The sequence below is a fragment of the Nocardiopsis oceanisediminis genome, assembly GCF_048595525.1.
Taxonomy (GTDB): domain Bacteria; phylum Actinomycetota; class Actinomycetes; order Streptosporangiales; family Streptosporangiaceae; genus Nocardiopsis_A; species Nocardiopsis_A oceanisediminis.
The window spans coordinates 317,007-333,340 of record NZ_JAFMZJ010000001.1 but is presented as its reverse complement, the minus strand read 5'-3'; the positions used below and the strand labels follow the sequence as shown (position 1 = coordinate 333,340).

Genomic DNA, 16,334 nt, shown 5'->3' with positions numbered 1-16,334 from the left:
GAAGTAAAAGGGAGTTGGCCGGTGCTGGACTGGCTTTACAACATCGTCGGGTGGGTGCTGATCCAGATCCACTCGGGTCTCACCATGCTGGGGCTGGACCCCGACGGGGGATGGGCCTGGGGCCTGTCGATCGTCACGCTGACGGTCCTGATGCGGCTCATCATGGTCCCGCTGTTCGTGAAGCAGATGAACACGCAGCGGAAGATGCAGGACATGCAGCCGAAGCTGCAGAAGGTCCGCGAGCGCTACAAGAACGACAAGCAGCGCCAGCAGCAAGAAATGATGAAGCTTTACCAGGAGAGCGGGACCAACCCCATCATGGGGTGCCTGCCTCTGCTGCTGCAGATGCCGGTCTTCTTCGCCCTCTTCAGCGTGCTCCGCTCGGTCGCCCAGGGGCAGGCCCAGTACGGCTTCACCGAGCAGCTGGTGGAGAGCGCCCGCGGCGCGCTGATCTTCCACGTGCCGATCGCGGCGCAGTTCACCAGCTCCAGCGAGGAGCTGGCGGCCTTCGGGTCCGACCCGGTTCTGGCCAAGATCGTCATCGTGATCGCCTGCGTGCTGATGGGCACCACGACCTTCCTGACCATGCGGCAGAGCATCAAGCGGACGGCCAACCAGATGCCGGACAACCCGATGATGCAGTCGCAGAAGATCATGATGTACATCGCGCCGGCCTTCGGTCTGTTCGGCCTCGGCATGCCGATCGGCGTGTTGCTCTACTGGGTCACCTCCAACCTGTGGACCATGGGGCAGCAGCACCTGCTCTACCGGAAGTTCCCCGCTCCCGGCAGCGATGAGGACAAGGCGCAGAGCACGGCCAAGAGCGGTGCCGCCAACGGGTCGGCCAAGGGGCTGCTGGGCAAGCGCAAGGAGACCGCTCCCGAGCCGGTCGAACAGCCTAAGATCGAGCGTAAGCAGCCGAAGAAGCAGACTCGGTCGAAGCGCTCCGGCGGTCGCTCGGGGAAGTAGGGCCGAAGGGTCAGGGTCGGATCGGTAGGTAGAGGAGTCAGCACGCTGTGAGCAACGGCAACACGGAACGCTCGGAGGAGAGCGGCGGCGTCGCGGTCGCGGAGGCCCCGGAGGAGTCCGTCGACATCGAAGCCCTGGAGAACGAGGGCGACATCGCCGCGGACTACATCGAGGGCCTGCTGGACATCGCCGACTTCGATGGCGACATCGACATGGACGTCGAGGGCGACCGGGCCATGGTCTCCGTGGTCGGCGCCACCCTGGACGAGCTGATCGGCGAGAACGGCGAAGTACTGGAGGCGCTCCAGGAGCTGACCCGGCTCGCGGTGCACCGGGGCACCGGCAACCGCAGCCGGCTGATGCTGGACATCGGGGGGTACCGCGAAGGGCGGCGCAAGGCGCTGGCCCGGGTCGGTGCGGACGCCGCGGGGGAGGTGGCCAAGTCCGGCGAGGCCAAGCCGCTGGAGCCGATGACCCCGTTCGAGCGGAAGGTCGTGCACGACGCCGTCGCGGCGGCCGGTCTGCGCAGCGAGTCCGAGGGCGAGGAGCCCTATCGCTACGTGGTGGTCCTCCCCGCGGAGTAGCACCGCCCGAGCGGTCCACGACGCTCAGCGCCCTCGACACCGGTCGGGGGCGCTTTGCCGTTCCGGGGTCGGCCGGCTCCTCGGCCGTTCCGCTCTGCCTCACTCCGTTCCCGGCTCGGCAGGGAGGGGAGGGGCGGGGCCGCTGGAAGGGCCGCGGTCGCCATGGAACGGGGCGCGCGATGTTTCACGTGAAACAGGCGTAGGCCGCGCACGCATAAGATCGTGGGGGGTGCTTCGCAGGTCCCTCTCCGCATCGCCCTGTCGGCGGTCCCGGCCGATCCCGCTTCCCGTGGATCGAGCCGCCGTGCCTTCGAGCCGTCGGTGAATCAACCAAGAGACCAAGGTGGTGACAGATGACCTCGGGTGCTGACCGGCGTGTGGCGCCGCCCGAGTCGGCGGTCGCGCTGTTCGGTGACAGTCTTCCCGTGGCCAGCCGCTTCGCAGACCTCCTCGCCGGGGCGGGGGTGGAGCGCGGCCTGATCGGGCCGCGCGAGGTCCCCCGGCTGTGGGAGCGGCACATTCTCAACTGTGCGGTGGTCGAGGAGATCATCCCGGCCGGGGCAGATGTCGTGGACATCGGTTCCGGGGCGGGCCTGCCGGGGATCGCGGTGGGTATCCTCCGCCCGGACCTGGAGGTGACGCTGCTGGAGCCGCTGCTGCGCCGCACCGTCTTCCTCCGGGAGGCGGTGGAACTGCTCGAACTGCCCAACGTGCGGGTGGTCCGCGGCCGGGCCGAAGAGCAGAAGGAGCTCCGGGCCGACGTGGTGACCGCGCGAGCGGTCGCGCCGCTGGCCAGACTGGCCGGCTGGGCGCTGCCGCTGCTCCGGAAGGACGGCGCGCTGCTGGCGCTCAAGGGTGAGCAGGCGGAGAGCGAACTGGAGGCCGCCCGCGCGGATTTGTCGAAACTACGCGCCAGCGTTGCAGATGTGATCCGGGTGGGTGAGGGTAAGGTCGATCCAGCTACCACGGTCGTTCGCGTCACGGTGACGTCTGAGATCGATCGCCCCGCCCCGTCTCGGTCGCGACGGGCCGCGGGTGGAAGGAAGAAGCGCGGACGGAAGAGGTGAACTCATTCGTGCCCGAGAACCACTCCGACGGCGGCATCGATGTTTCACGTGAAACCAGGGCCGACTACGACGACATCCCCTTGGACACCCCGATAGCGCGTGCGGCGCGAGCCGCCATGTCGGTCCGGGGGCAGGGTGAAGAGGACTGGCCCCGCCCCCGATCCTGCCGGGTGATCAGCGTCGCGAACCAGAAGGGCGGCGTCGGTAAGACCACGACGACCGTCAACATCGCGGTCGCGCTGGCGATGCACGGCAACCGGGTGCTCGTCGTGGATCTGGACCCCCAGGGCAACGCCTCCACCGCCCTCGGCATGGAGCGGGGCGGGAATTCCAGGTCCATCTACCACTGCCTTGTGGAAGACGAAGAACTGCGGGACCTGGCGCAGCCGGTTCCCGGGATCGACGGCCTGTGGTGCGTGCCGGCCACCATCGATCTGGCCGGCGCCGAGATCGAGCTGGTCTCCCTGGTCGCACGGGAGTCCAGGTTGAAGCGGGCGTTCGCCGCCTACGACACCGACGAGCTCGACTACATCCTCATCGACTGCCCGCCCTCGCTGGGCCTGCTCACCGTCAACGCGATGGTCGCCTGCGAAGAGGTGATGATCCCGATCCAGTGCGAGTACTACGCTCTGGAAGGGCTCGGCCAGCTGCTGCGCAACGTGGATCTGGTCAAGTCGCACCTCAACCCCTCACTCGCCATCTCCACCATCGTGCTGACGATGTACGACGGTCGGACCCGGCTCGCCTCCCAGGTGGCCGACGAGGTCCGCCAGCACTTCGGGGATCTGGTGCTGAAGACACTGGTGCCGCGCAGCGTCCGGGTTTCGGAGGCGCCGAGCTACGGGCAGTCCGTGATGACCTACGACCCGGGATCCACCGGTGCCGTCGCCTACATGGAGGCATCCCGCGAGATCGCCTACCGGGCCGAGACGGGTACCGGGCTGTGAGAGTACGGACTCGGATGACGGGACCTGAAAGGAGACGTCGGTGAGCCAGCAGCGGCGCGGCCTCGGCAAGGGGCTGGGTGCCCTCATACCGCAGGGGCCGGTGGCCACTCAGACGACGGACGGCGCCGTCGGCGGCGCCCAGGGCAACGGGCGCGACCCCTCCGCCCCGGTGCCGGACGGCGGTCCGCAGCAGATGGTGGGCGGGGCCTACCTGGAGGAGGTCGCGGTCGACTCGGTCGCGCCCAACCCGCGCCAGCCCCGCAAGCACTTCGACGAGGAGGCGCTGGACGAGCTGCGCGCCTCGATCGTCGAGGTGGGGCTGCTGCAGCCGGTGGTGGTGCGCAGACTGGGGCCGGAGCGCTACGAGCTCATCATGGGGGAGCGGCGCTGGCGGGCCAGCAAGGAGGCCGGCCTGGACCGGATCCCGGCCATCGTCCGGGAGACCGGCGACGACGACCTGCTCCGCGACGCCCTGCTGGAGAACCTGCACCGGCAGCAGCTCGACCCGCTGGAGGAGGCGGCCGCCTACCGGCAGCTGCTGGACGACTTCGGGGCCACCCACGAGGAGCTGGCCCGGCGGATCGGCCGCTCCCGCCCGCACATCACCAACACCCTCCGGCTGCTCAACCTCTCCCCGGCGGTCCAGCGCCGGGTGGCCGCGTCGGTGATCAGCGCGGGGCATGCCCGGGCGCTGCTCTCGGTGGAGGACTCCGAGACCCAGGACCGCCTGGCCCGCCGGATCGTGGAGGAGGGCCTCTCCGTCCGCGCCCTGGAGGAGATCATCGCGCTGGGGGAGACCGGCGAGGAGCCGTCCCGCCCCCGGCGGGCCGCCCCGAAGAAGGCGGAGCCCAGCCCGGAGATCGAGGAGATCGCCAGTCGGCTCTCCGACCGCTTCGACACCCGGGTCAAGGTCAACATGGGCCGGAACAAGGGCAAGATCGTGGTCGAGTTCGCCACCCAGGAGGATCTGCAGCGGATCATCACGGCGATGGCCCCGGAGAACTGAGACCCCGCCCCGTCCGGGCGAGCCGCCTGGACCCGGGGCACCGGGCGCGACTCACCGGGGTGCGGACTACCGGAGAAAAGGACTGCGCAGCCGCCACCCCCGTCCCTAGACTCTCCTGAACGCCCGGCCTGCCGTTCGTCGGCGGGCCGGGCGTCGCTGTACAGAGAAGCGCTGTACGGAGAAGCGCTGTACGGAGAGGAAGGGGAGAAGGTGCGCAGAAGGGATTTCGTGCTCACCGGCGTGGGGGCACTGGGGGCGCTCGTCGGTGCCGGCCTGCTGGGAGGGGTGCTCCGGGAGCCGGCCCCGGTCGCGGCCACCGCCACCGGCGCGTCGAGCGGGGCCGGGACGCCGCGCACCCGGGTGGCCCGCCTCGCGGCAGAAGCGGGGAAGGCGGTCCGCCCGGACGGCCCCTTCGACCACGTCGCGTTCGTACCGGAGGGAGCGGGAGGGGAGAGGATCCAGGTCCGCTTCCTCACCGCCGACGGGCCGGGGCCGTGGCAGGCGGTCCGGCCCGGCGGCCACGGACCGGACTCCGGCGGGAGCGACGGCAGGGTGCTGCCGGCGCCGGAGGGCGCGGTCGGCTACGAGGTGGAGGCCCCCGGAGGGAGCACGGTGCAGACGGCCGCCATCGACACCAGGGAGGGGGAGCGGGTGCAGATGCGCGGCGAGGCCGAAGGGATTCTCTCCACGGAGGGTGCCGCGGAGGAGCTGCCGCCGCTCCGCTACGTGACCCGGGCCGGCTGGGGGGCGGACGAGTCGCTCCGGTACGGCGAGGACGGCTCGGAGAGCTGGCCGCGGGAGTACTCCCCGGTGCAGGTCTTCACCGTGCACCACGCGGCGATGCCGGTGGCCGAGGACCCCCGGGAGACGATGCGGGCGATCTACCGGCTGCACACGGTGGAGAACGGCTGGGGCGACATCGGCTACCACCTGCTCATCGACCCGGAGGGAACGGTGTACGAGGGGCGGGTGGCCGGCGGGACGGTTCCGGTCTTCCAAGCGCCGCCGATCCCGGGCGCCGCGAAGTCGGTGACCGCGGCGCACGCCGTCGGCTACAACTCCGGGAACATCGGGATCTGCATGCTCGGCGACTACACCTCGGAGCAGCCGAGCCGTGCGGCCCGGGACCGCTTGGTGCGGGTGCTGCGCACCCTGGCGCTGCTGACCGGGGTCGACCCCGGAGCCAAGGTGAAGTACGTCAACCCGGTGACCGGGACGGAGCGGACCGCGGATGCGGTGGCCATGCACCGGGACTGGGGCGACACCGCCTGCCCGGGTGACGCCTTCGCAGCGCGGTTCGGGGAGATCCGCAAGCGGGTAGCGGACCCACTCGGTTTCACGTGAAACATCGCCGGAGAGAGCGTCGGCGAGGCGTTCCGCCGTACCGGCTGATTCGCGGCACCGCCGCTGCGTGAGCCGGATGTCCCCGCGTGAGCAGAGCATCCCCGCCGGAACCGCGCACACCCGCGGAACCGGCGGGGATGCCGACCGCCCCTGAACCGACCCGGACTGAACCGACCTGGACTGAACCGACCCGGGGTGAGCCGCTCCGGCCTGAACCGGTCTGAGCAGGGTTTTTCGATCAGGCTCGAAGGACCTGGCGGTGCGGTGGCACCGGTCTGCACTATGGAGGCGGCTTTCCCGGAGCGTCGGGCTCGCGGAGGACGGGCTTGCGAGCCCGGTGCGCCGGAGTCGGCCGGGGGCGGTGAAAGAGGGGCGCTCCCGGCCGGCTCCGCCCGTTCAGCCGGAGGGCGATGAGAGCAGGCCCGCCCCGGCGCCGGTGAGGGTGTGCAGTACCCGGTTGCGTTCGCGGGTGCTCACGATCAGCCCGGCGTCGCGCAGCACCCGGGTGTGGTGGCTGGCGGCGGCAGGGGAGATCGACAGCCGAGCGGCCAGCTCCCCGGTGGTCGCGCCGTCGGCCACCGCGAACAGTATCGCCGCACGGGTGGTGCCGAGCAGCGCGCCGAGCGCCTCCTCGGCCCGGCCGGGGCCGAGAGCGGACGGGCGGGACACCCCGTTGTGCAGCGGATAGACCAGGACCGGCGGGAGATCGTGGTCGGCCAGCGCGACCGGTTTCAGCCAGCAGAAGTAGGAGGGGATCAGGCGGAGGCCGCGGCCTTGCAGGTGCATGTCGATGTCGCCGCCCCCGATGTAGGCGACGTGCAGGACCGGCGGCTCCCAGCGCATCATCGGCGCGAAGCTGCGCAGCAGGCCCGCCGTCCCGCCGCTGAGCACGGCGCGGGCGCGCACCGCCCGGTCGGCGTCGGCGTCGGCGGTGATCCGCTCCCACCGGGGCTCCAGCACGGTGCGGTGGTAGCCGCGGAGCAGGCCGAGGAGTTCGCGCCGGGCGCGGGGCTCGCCCTCGCCCAGCGCACGGGCCCAGCCCGGGAGCCGGCCGCTGTGCGCGGCGACCCGGCCGAGCTGGTGGTCGAGCTCGCGGCGGGGCAGGGCGGCGATCGCGTCCAGGCCCGCGTCGAGGCCGCCGGCGGCCTCGGCCGGGGTGAGGAAGTCGGGGAAGTAGCGGGAGCGGGGGGCGATCGGAATGAGCCGGTTCTTCACGTCGGCGGCGAGTCCGGAGGCGGCCAGGTCGCGCCGGGCCGCGGTGTGCCAGTCGGCGACCTTGGCGCGGCCCTGGCGGGTCTGCAGCCGGTGCAGGCTCATCACGAGTTCCCAGAGGGGGTCGGGGGAGTCGGCGAGGGTGGTCCGGGCGAGGTCCGCGTCGGTGAAGTGGATGCGCAGCATCGTGCTCGGGGCGTCTCCTGGGGGATCGGCATTCCTGGTGGAGCCCTCGACCGCCGCGGTGGCGGGGCCGCCCGCGGCGGGGCAGGTCCGCGGTTCTCCTCCGCCCGGTAAGACGCCGACCGGCGGCCGCCGGTTTCACCGGAGGGCCGTCCCTGAAGGCGGCCCCTGGGGGCCGGCGCTTTCCGCGGCGCAGCCGGAAGGCGTGCGGGGGGCCGGCGGGCGGCCGCCCGCCGGATCCGCCTCATCCGCCGCGGGCGCCTCCGCAGCGGCCCCGGAAAGAGCGGCGGCCCCCGGGGAACCGTCCCCGGGGGCCGCGGCCCTGCCTCCGCGTGCGCGGATCAGATGAACTCTTCGAGGTCCTTGAGGAGCAGGCGCTTGGGCTTGGCGCCCATGATCTGCTTGGCGACCTTGCCGCCCTGGAAGACGTTCATGGTCGGGATCTGCATGATCCCGTACTCACGGGTGGTCTCCGGCTCCTGGTCGATGTTGAGCTTGACGATGCTGATCTTGTCGCCGTACTCGGCGGCGATCTCCTCCAGGATCGGGGCGACCTGGCGGCACGGGCCGCACCACTCGGCCCAGAAGTCGACCAGTACCGGCTTGTCGCTCTGCAGCACCTCGGCGACGAAGGTCTTGTCGGTGACCTTCTTGATCGTGGACTTGACGTCGGACACGGGGTTCACTCCTCGGATCGGGAAGACTTCTGCTCGGTGCCGCTCAGGGCGGTGCGGCGCTGTCCGGAGCGGCGCCGGTCAGGCGCGGTCCTTCAGGGCCTCCAGGTACCGCTCGGCGTCCAGCGCGGCGGAGCTGCCGGTGCCGGCGGCGGTGATGGCCTGGCGGTAGATGTGGTCCACGACGTCGCCGCAGGCGAAGACGCCGGGGATCTTCGTCTTGGTGGTGGGGTGCTCGACCGAGAGGTAGCCCTCCTCGTCGAGGTCGAGCTGGCCGGTGAAGAGCTCCACCCGCGGGTCGTGGCCGATCGCGACGAACACGCCGGTGACGTCCAGCTTGCTCTCCTCGCCGCTGACCCGGTCGCGCAGCCGCACCCCGGTCACCTTGCTGTCGCCGAGGACCTCGAGCACCTCGGAGTTCCACACGAAGCGGATCTTCTCGTTGTCGAACGCGCGCTGCTGCATGATCTTGCTGGCGCGCAGCTCGTCGCGGCGGTGCACGACGGTCACCGACTTGGCGAACCGGGTGAGGAAGGTGGCCTCCTCCATGGCGGTGTCGCCGCCGCCGACCACGACGATGTCCTGGTCGCGGAAGAAGAAGCCGTCGCAGGTGGCGCACCAGGAGGTGCCCCGGCCGGAGAACTCCTTCTCGCCGGGGACGCCGAGCTCCCGGTAGCCGGAGCCGGTCGCGATGATGACGCTCTTGGCGCGGTGCACCTCGTCGCCGACCTTGACCACCTTGGGCTCGGCCGCGAGGTCGACCTCGGTCACGTCGTCGGCGACCAGCTCGGCGCCGAACCGCTCGGCCTGCTTGCGCATGTTGTCCATGAGGTCGGGCCCCATGACGCCGTCGGGGAACCCGGGGAAGTTGTCCACCTCGGTGGTGTTCATGAGCGCACCGCCCGCGGTGATCGAGCCCTCGAACACCAGGGGGGCCAGGTTGGCGCGGGCCGCGTAGACCGCGGCCGTGTACCCCGCGGGCCCGGATCCGATGATGATTACGTTGCGGACGTCGCTCACGCTCGTCGGCCCTTCAGTCGGCACTGGGGGCCGCCCGAGCGGGGCGGCCCTCTGGCAGGTCGTTCACTACCAACAGATGGTAGGGGCGGGCCATTCCCGCTGCGGCCGGGCCGCCGTGTGACCTGCGCGGGCACCCGGGAGGGAACCGGGCGGACCGGACCGGGGCCGCCGGCGCGGCGCCCCGGTCAGGGCGCGTCGACGGTCGTCCGGGCGAGCACCGAGGAGGAGGCGCTCCCCTCGGAGCACTCGGCGGAGACCACCTCGACCTCGACGGTGCCGCCCTCGGCCGGGTAGTACATCACCCAGGCGGGGGCCGGCGGGGCCCCTGCGGCCGCGTACTCGGCCACGTCGACCAGGTCCGGGGGGTGCTCGTCGTCCTCGGAGGCCGCCGAGAGCCCTGTGATGCACGAGGAGAGCTCGGCGGGCGGCGGCTGGGCGGCGGGAAGGGTCCCGATCCGCCCGCCCTCCTGCGGGCTCTCAGCGCCGGTGCCCGAGCCGACGTGCGGCCCGGCGTCGGCGAGCACCCGCCCGGCCTGGGCCGCGAGCCCGGTCTCGGTGTAGGAGGTGCCGCTCTCGGCGGTCAGCGGCCGGTAGGACTGGATCGCCGCGGGGCCGCCGGGCTCGGACCGGGGCGCGGCCGCGCCGTCGGACGCGGGGCCGCTGAGGAAGCCGCGCATCACCGCGGCGCCGGCGCCGGCCACGAAGACCGCCGCGGCCGCGGCGGCGATGTAGGGCAGCCAGCGCCCGGTGCGCCGGGGGCGGAACGGGACCACGTTCGACTCGGCGGTGCCGGGGGCGGCCGCGCGGGCCCGCGCCCGTGCGCGGCGCAGCTGCGTCGCGGTGTCGTCGGGGTCGCCCTCGTCCTGAGCCGGGTAGGCGTCGCCCTCGGCCCGGCGCCGCTCGGCCTCGGCGCCGATCACTTCGTCCAGTCTCCGGGCGACGGAGTCGGGGAGCGGCGGCACGGGCGCCTCGGAGAGGGCCAGGGAAACCTCGCTGAGCGCCTCCCGCCGTGCGGCGCAGTCGGCGCACTCGGCCACGTGGGCCCGGACGGAGGACTCGTCGTCGCCGTCGAGCAGCCCTTCGGCCGATAGGGCGAGAGTCTCCGCGTCCACATGAGACGTCACGATCTCCCGTCACCTCCTCTCGGAGATGTGACGTCTCGGGGGCGTTCAGGGTTCCTGAGATGGGCGAGATATGGCAGGAGTCTCGCCCGTCCCCGGGCGCACCTGCTCTTCACCGTTCCCGGTGCCACGTCGAGGATCCCGGCGGCCTCGTCGACCCGGTAGCCCATCATGTCCACCAGGACGAGGGCCATCCGCTGCTCGTCCGGGATCTTGTCCAGGGCGGCCCGCACGTCCATCGCCGAGTCGCTGCGGCCGCTGGAGTCCGGTGTGCTCGCGGTGGCCTTGGCCCGCTCGTTGGAGAGCACGTCCAGGGTGGCGTCGTCGGTGGGCACCGCGGGGCGGACCATGCGCCGGCGCATCCGGTCGTGGCAGGCGTTCACCACGATCCGGTGCAGCCAGGTGCTCACCTGGGCCTCGCCGCGGAACCGGCCGGCGGCGCGGAAGGCGGACAGGAACGCGTCCTGGAGCGCGTCGGAGGCCTCTTCGGGGTCGCCGAGGACCCGGACGGCGACAGCCCACATGCGCTCGCGGTGCCGACGGACCAGTTCGTTGAAGGCCTGGTCGTCGCCGCGAGCGTGTCGGGACAACAGCTCCTTGTCCGGGAGCTCCTGGACTGCGTCCATCAGCCTCGTCACGTTTTCCCGTGCAGCTCTACTTCGTTGACGCTCCCCCGCCATCCGCCGCCGTCGACCTGGGGGATGTCAGTGAACCATATGAGCACATAGCGACCTTTGGCCGGGTCGTCCAGTTCGATGCTGGTCTCCCCGGTGGCGCCGGACGCCTTTCCGGCCACGGTCATCGAGTCCCGCCCGGCCGAGTCGCCGACGAGGATCTCCACCTCGTGGCCTCCGCCGCCGAGGTTCAGGTCGGCCTGGTGCACCTCGACGCTGCCGCCCATGTCGAGGACGAGGCCGATGCCGGGCTTGAGCTTGCCGAAATCGGGCCCCTGGTAGGTGGAGGTCTTCCAGGCGGTGGAGGCGTCGCCGTCGATGGCCAGGCCGGCCTTGTCCGCGTGGTCGCCGTCTCCGCTCTCGTCGTAGACGTCGGCCCCGTCCGGGGCGAGGGCCTCCAGCTCCGCATCGTCCGCGGGGTCGTCCCCGGAGGCCTGCTGGCTGCCGCCGGTCTCGGTGCCCTCGGTGCCGGAGCCGCTCATCGAGCTGCCCACGTGCCAGGCACCGACCACCACGCCGACGAAGACGACCAGCGCGGCGACGCCCATCAGCGCCCGGGGGAGGACGCGGGAGCGCTCCTCGCGGCGCCCTGCGGGCGGTTCGGCGGCCGCGCGCCGGCCGTGGCCGCGCCCTCCGGAGCCGCCGCCGGAGTACTGCCGGGACGGGGAGGACGGGAACTGGCCGGAGTCGCGCGAGGTGCCGCGCTCGGGCGGCGGGGCCGCCGGGGCGTGCGCCGGCGAGACCGGGATCGGCACCAGGCGCGGAACGTCGGCCAGGGCCTCGGCGACCTCGCGCGCGCTGCCGACCGGGCCGGGGCCGACCGGGGCCTGGAAGGCGGCCCGGCCGACGAGCTCGTCGTAGCGGGGCGGGATCCCCGGCCGTACCAGGGTGGGGCGGCGGGGGGAGCCGTCGACCAGCGGCGCGGGCGGCAGGTCCACGCCGGCCGGCCCGGGCCAGTACCCGGTGAGGGCGGCGTAGAGCAGCCTGCCCAGCCCCTGGGCGTCGGTGAGGGCCGGCTGCTCGGTGCTGATGCCGCGGAGCGCGGCGTCCACACCGATGCCGGTCAGCTTCACCGCGCCGCCGACGCTCCAGATGAGCTTGTCCGGCGTGAGGTTGAGGTGGAACAGGCCGGTGGCGTTGGCGGTGGCCAGCGTCTCGGCGGCCTCGGCGACCAGGCCCGCGGCCCGGTCCGGCTCCAGCGGGCCCTGCCTGAGCAGGTCGGTCAGCGACTGGCCGACGACCCACTCCTCGACCACGTACGGGGTCGCGCCGGAGTCGTCGGCGTCGAAGACCTGGGTGACCCGGGAATCGGCGATCCGGCTGGTGGCGCGTGCGGCGCGCACCGCCTCGGCGGTGCGGGGGAAGCCTTCGGCGAAGGTCCACACGGCGACCAGCCGGGCGAGGGTCTCATCGGTGGCCTTCCAGAAGGCTGCGCCTTCGGATTCGCTCACCAGTTCGTCAAGGCGGTAGCGGCCTGCGAGCCGTGCGCCCGGCTCGATCATTGATGTGCTCATTCCGGGAGTGACGGACACGACGACCGGGGGACCAGCGGGACGGGCGCGGGGGCGCCGGTGCGGTCTCGGCGCTGGGGCCGGCCATGTCGGCTGTCCCTGACCTCCCTTCGGGCAGCTCGGTCATACTCGGGTGCGGAGGGGGAGAACTGCTGTTCCATGCTAGGACGCTCGGGCGACGCCCCAGGAGGACAAGTACACCGCACTCGCCGCACTTCACCCTCCTTCCTCTGCTTACGCGCCGTGACGTCGTCCGGGTGATCAGCGACGGAGTAGGCGGGTTCGTACCATACCGAAGAAAGTTGTGACTTCTGTCACCCCGAGGCGCTGGGCGACCAGAACGAACATCGCCGCGCCCACCGCGCCGCCCACCGCGATGGCCAGCACAGAGGGCAGGTAGGTCCCGGGCAGCAGGCCGAAGGTGAAGACCATCGCGACCGCGAAGACCGCACTGGGCAGCGCCGCGGCGTAGAGCCGCAGCAGGGTGCGGAGCGTCCGCCGGCCGTCCAGCCCGTTGAGCCGCCGGGACAGCATCCGCCAGGCGATCAGCGAGCCGACGATGTAGTACATGCCGTAGGCGACCGGGAGCAGCACCACGATCAGGTGCGGCGGGGCGAGGAACAGCAGCGCGACGGCGAGCCCCGCGTGCGCCAGCTCGGCGGGGATCGCGATCAGCGACGGCGTGCGGGTGTCCCCGAGCGCGTAGAACACCCGCTGCTGGAGCTGGAACAGGGTGAACGGGATGAGCATCACCGAGAACGCCATCAGGATCATCCCGATGCTCTGCGCGTCCTGCACCGAGGTGCTGCCGCGCGCGTACAGCAGCACGCAGAACGGGACGGCGTAGACGACCATCGCCACCGAGATCGGCACCAGCAGCACCGAGGAGAGCCGGAACCCGCGGGAGAAGTCGAGCCGGACCAGGTCCTTGCGGCCCTCGGCGACGTGCCCGCTCATCCGCGGCAGCAGTGCGGTGATCACCGACACCGCGATGATCGCGTACGGCAGCTGGTAGATCAGCGAGGCGTACTGGTAGGCGGTGATGCCCGCGCCGGCCAGCGACTCGCCGGCCTCGGCCGCGCGCACCCCGGCCCGGGTGGCGACGTTGGTGGTCACCAGCAGGCCGGCCTGGACGATGCCGATGTAGAGCATCATCCAGCCCGCGGTGCGCACCGGCTCGCCCAGTCCGGCGCCGCGCAGGTCGAGCCGGGGGCGCCAGCGGAACCCGGCCCGCCACAGCGACCAGCCGAGGATCGCGGTCTGCAGCACCTGCCCCGCGGCGGTGCCGGCCCCGAGCAGGGTGAGCTGGGCCTCGGTGACGCTCTCCGGGGTGCCGCCCGATCCGGCGGTGCCCAGGAACAGCAGGCCGACCCCGATGATCACCAGGTTCTGCAGCACCGGGGTCCACATCGGCGCGGCGAACCGGTTCCGCGCGTTCAGCATGGAGCTGGCGATGCCGCTGGCGCCGATGAAGAAGATCTGCGCCAGCAGGAACCGGGCCAGGTAGACCGCGACCTCGTGCTGGGGGGCGGTGAACTCGCCGGCGTAGATCCGGATCAGCCACTCCGCGGCCGCGATCGCGGCCAGGGTGATGGCGAAGAGCGCCAGCAGCATCGCGGTGAACAGCCGCTGCTCGGTGGCGTCGCCGCCGTCGGCGTCGGCCTTCCGCCGCTTCACCAGGAACGGCACGAAGACGCTGGCCAGCAGGCCGCCGATGAGCAGGTCGTAGACGGCGAACGGCACCATGTTCGCGGTCTGGTAGGCGTCGCCGAGGAGCTGGGTGCCCAGCGCCGCGGCGAGCACCAGCGTCCGCCCGAAGCCGGTGAGCCGGGAGAAGACCGTGCCGACGGCCATGACGGCGCTGGAGCGCATCAGGTCGGACGGTGCGCTGTGCGCGGCACCGCCGATCTCGTCGCCCTCCTCGCCGGCCCGGTCCGCGGTGCCCAGGTCGCCGATCTCGGCGGGGTCCCGGACCGTGGTCAGGCCGGGCTCGGGGCGGTCGTCCGGTTCGGAGCGCTCGATCGAGTCGAGGACCTCCTCGGGCATGAGGAGGCGCGAGCGCGGGCCGTTCTCGCTGTCGGTCTGGTCCTTGGCCACGGGGGAGCGCAATCGTGATCGGGAGCGGGTCCCGGGCCGCGGCCCGCGTCCCGGGTGACAGGGAGACGGGGGCGCCGGAGGCCGGGGCGTCGGCGGGCGGAGAGTAGAGGATACGGGTGCGGGCCGGGCGGGCGCGCGCCCCGGGGCGGGCGCGGCCGGTTCCGGTCGGCTCCGGCCGCGCCCGCCCGGTCAGCGCCGCAGCCGGGAGCGGACCAGCCCGATGGCGGACTGCAGCTCCTGGACCCGCAGCAGCCGGGCGAAGAGCAGGAACAGCAGGGCGCCGATCAGGCAGCCGGCGGCGGGGGCGCCCAGGTCGGTGAGGAGCCCGGAGCCGAACCAGCGGGTGAACAGCCAGAGCACGCCGATCGCGGCGGCGACGCTGGGCAGCGACGCCAGGTGCAGGCGGAACAATGTGCCCAGGATGCGCCGGCCGTCAAGCCCTCCGAGCCGGGCGCTGAGGATCGTCCCCGCGATGACCAGCCCGGAGACGTAGGAGAGCATGAACCCGGCGGCGACGCCGACCACCACCTGGTTCGGCGGCAGCAGCAGCGAGGAGGAGACCGCCAGCACGCCGTGCACCGCGACGTTGGCGATGCTGATCATCGCCGGGGTGCGGGTGTCGCCCATCGCGTAGAAGACCCGCAGCATCAGCTGGAAGACGGTGAACGGCACCAGGCCGAGCGACATCACCGCGAGCACCACGCCGATGTTGTGCGCGTCGGCGACGGAGGTGGAGCCGCGGGCGAACACCACCACGGAGAGCTGCACCGCATAGACCGCCATGGCCAGCGCCAGCGGCACCAGGAACAGCGAGGAGACCCGGAGGGTCCGGGAGAAGCCGTCGCGCACCTCGTGCCAGAGGCCGTCGTGGGCGTGCGCGCTCATCCGCGGCAGCAGCACGGTGATCAGCGAGACCGCGATGATCGCGTACGGCAGCTGGAAGAGCTGGTAGGCGTAGTTGTAGGCGGTCAGGCCGGCGCCGACCCCGTAGCCCTGCTCCACGCTCTGGCTGCCGGCCCGGTTGGCGATGTTGGTGGTGATCAGGAAGCCCACCTGGGTGGTGCAGGTGTAGAGGAACATCCAGCCCGCGGTGCGCAGCGCCTCGCCCAGGCCGGAGCCGCGCAGGTCGAGCCGGGGCCGCCAGCGGAAGCCGGTCCGCCACAGCGAGACCACCAGCGCGACGGTCTGGGCGACCATGCCGCAGGTGGTGCCCAGGCCGAGCAGGGTCAGCTCCCCGGAGGTGATGTTCTCCGGGGTGCGGCCGGGCGCCGCGACCAGGATGAACGCGGCGCCGACCGCGATGATGACCAGGTTGTTCAGCACCGGCGCCCACACCGGCGCGCCGAACCGGTCCCGGGTGTTGAGCATCGCGCTGATCAGGCCGCTGAGGCCGACGAAGAAGATCTGCGCCAGCAGGAACCGGGCCAGGTAGACCGAGACCTGCATCTGCTCGTCGGTGAACCCGCCGGCGTACAGGGCCAGCAGCCACTGGGCGGCGGCCATCGCGGTGAGGCTCACCGCGAGCAGCAGCACCACCGCGGCGGTGAACAGCCGGTCCTCGGTGGCCTTGCCGCCGTCGGCGTCGGCCTTCCGCCGCTTCACCAGGAACGGGATGATGACGCTCGCCATCAGCCCCTGGATCAGCAGGTCGTTGATGATGAACGGGATGGTGTTGGCGGTGTTGTAGGCGTCGCCGAGGAGCTGGGTGCCCAGGGCCGCGGCGAGCACGATGGTCCGCACGAAGCCGGTGATCCGGGAGGCCATGGTCCCGACGGCCATGATGGCGCTGGAGCGCATGGCGCCGCCCCCGGATCCGCCGCCGGAACCGGGGTCGCTCTTCGCGCTGTCGTCGCTGCCGTCGACGGTGTCGGTTGCCACCGGGCAGGCTCCCTTCGCTGGTGGTGCTCGCTGGCGGACGGGAGGCG

General features: G+C 72.2%; 14 protein-coding genes. 6 read left to right on the top strand and 8 right to left on the bottom strand.

Annotated elements, in window-relative coordinates; all coding sequences use genetic code 11:
- Positions 1–21: 21 nt before the first annotated feature.
- The 6 genes from yidC to J0910_RS01850 all read left to right on the top strand — a co-directional run bounded on the left by yidC (position 22) and on the right by J0910_RS01850 (position 5,917).
- Positions 22–969: a membrane protein insertase YidC gene (gene yidC, locus J0910_RS01875; RefSeq protein ID WP_420156771.1), complete on the top strand. Its 948-nt coding sequence runs from the start codon at positions 22–24 to the stop codon at positions 967–969.
- 47 nt (positions 970–1,016) lie between these two features.
- Entirely contained in the window at positions 1,017–1,553 is a 537-nt protein-coding gene (locus tag J0910_RS01870) for a Jag family protein (protein WP_420156770.1), read from the top strand.
- Positions 1,554–1,906: 353 nt separating this feature from the next.
- Positions 1,907–2,620 carry a 16S rRNA (guanine(527)-N(7))-methyltransferase RsmG gene (gene rsmG, locus J0910_RS01865; RefSeq protein WP_420156769.1) on the top strand — a complete coding sequence of 238 codons (714 nt, stop codon included), beginning with the start codon at positions 1,907–1,909 and terminating at the stop codon, positions 2,618–2,620.
- Positions 2,621–2,736: 116 nt separating this feature from the next.
- Complete coding sequence (locus J0910_RS01860) at positions 2,737–3,567, top strand: ParA family protein (RefSeq protein ID WP_420161864.1); 831 nt, start codon at positions 2,737–2,739, stop codon at positions 3,565–3,567.
- A 40-nt stretch (positions 3,568–3,607) separates the two neighbouring features.
- Positions 3,608–4,573: a ParB/RepB/Spo0J family partition protein gene (locus J0910_RS01855; RefSeq protein WP_420156768.1), complete on the top strand. Its 966-nt coding sequence runs from the start codon at positions 3,608–3,610 to the stop codon at positions 4,571–4,573.
- 210 nt (positions 4,574–4,783) lie between these two features.
- A complete protein-coding gene (locus tag J0910_RS01850) occupies positions 4,784–5,917 on the top strand; it encodes a peptidoglycan recognition protein family protein (RefSeq protein WP_420156767.1) in 1,134 nt (377 codons plus the stop codon).
- A gap of 396 nt (positions 5,918–6,313) precedes the next feature.
- Here J0910_RS01850 and J0910_RS01845 read toward each other — a convergent pair whose 3' ends face one another.
- The 8 genes from J0910_RS01845 to murJ (J0910_RS01810) all read right to left on the bottom strand — a co-directional run bounded on the left by J0910_RS01845 (position 6,314) and on the right by murJ (J0910_RS01810) (position 16,287).
- Positions 6,314–7,315 (bottom strand): ArsR/SmtB family transcription factor, encoded by a 1,002-nt coding sequence (locus J0910_RS01845; RefSeq protein ID WP_420156766.1) that lies wholly within the window; start codon positions 7,313–7,315, stop codon positions 6,314–6,316.
- A 338-nt stretch (positions 7,316–7,653) separates the two neighbouring features.
- Positions 7,654–7,989 (bottom strand): thioredoxin, encoded by a 336-nt coding sequence (gene trxA / locus J0910_RS01840; RefSeq protein ID WP_420156765.1) that lies wholly within the window; start codon positions 7,987–7,989, stop codon positions 7,654–7,656.
- A 78-nt stretch (positions 7,990–8,067) separates the two neighbouring features.
- Entirely contained in the window at positions 8,068–9,006 is a 939-nt protein-coding gene (gene trxB / locus J0910_RS01835; RefSeq protein ID WP_420156764.1) for a thioredoxin-disulfide reductase, read from the bottom strand.
- A 185-nt stretch (positions 9,007–9,191) separates the two neighbouring features.
- Entirely contained in the window at positions 9,192–10,130 is a 939-nt protein-coding gene (locus tag J0910_RS01830; RefSeq protein ID WP_420156763.1) for an anti-sigma factor family protein, read from the bottom strand.
- The gene (sigM, locus tag J0910_RS01825; protein WP_420156762.1) at positions 10,127–10,753 is read right to left on the bottom strand and encodes an RNA polymerase sigma factor SigM; all 627 of its coding nucleotides are present in this window, start codon (positions 10,751–10,753) and stop codon (positions 10,127–10,129) included. The genes J0910_RS01830 and sigM overlap by 4 nt, the downstream gene beginning before the upstream one ends.
- Positions 10,754–10,761: 8 nt before the next feature.
- The gene (locus J0910_RS01820; protein ID WP_420156761.1) at positions 10,762–12,303 is read right to left on the bottom strand and encodes a protein kinase family protein; all 1,542 of its coding nucleotides are present in this window, start codon (positions 12,301–12,303) and stop codon (positions 10,762–10,764) included.
- A gap of 270 nt (positions 12,304–12,573) precedes the next feature.
- Entirely contained in the window at positions 12,574–14,409 is a 1,836-nt protein-coding gene (murJ, locus tag J0910_RS01815) for a murein biosynthesis integral membrane protein MurJ (RefSeq protein WP_420156760.1), read from the bottom strand.
- Between the two features lie 189 nt (positions 14,410–14,598).
- The gene (gene murJ / locus J0910_RS01810) at positions 14,599–16,287 is read right to left on the bottom strand and encodes a murein biosynthesis integral membrane protein MurJ (protein WP_420156759.1); all 1,689 of its coding nucleotides are present in this window, start codon (positions 16,285–16,287) and stop codon (positions 14,599–14,601) included.
- Between the last annotated feature and the right edge of the window lie 47 nt (positions 16,288–16,334).

What these genes read in the sequence shown, in the direction of transcription:
- rsmG (WP_420156769.1), top strand. Translation starts at nt 1,907, where the DNA reads ATGACCTCGGGTGCTGACCGGCGTGTGGCGCCGCCCGAGTCGGCGGTC.
- J0910_RS01860 (WP_420161864.1), top strand. Translation starts at nt 2,737, where the DNA reads ATGTCGGTCCGGGGGCAGGGTGAAGAGGACTGGCCCCGCCCCCGATCC.
- J0910_RS01845 (WP_420156766.1), bottom strand. Translation starts at nt 7,315, where the DNA reads ATGCTGCGCATCCACTTCACCGACGCGGACCTCGCCCGGACCACCCTC.
- sigM (WP_420156762.1), bottom strand. Translation starts at nt 10,753, where the DNA reads ATGGACGCAGTCCAGGAGCTCCCGGACAAGGAGCTGTTGTCCCGACAC.
- J0910_RS01820 (WP_420156761.1), bottom strand. Translation starts at nt 12,303, where the DNA reads ATGATCGAGCCGGGCGCACGGCTCGCAGGCCGCTACCGCCTTGACGAA.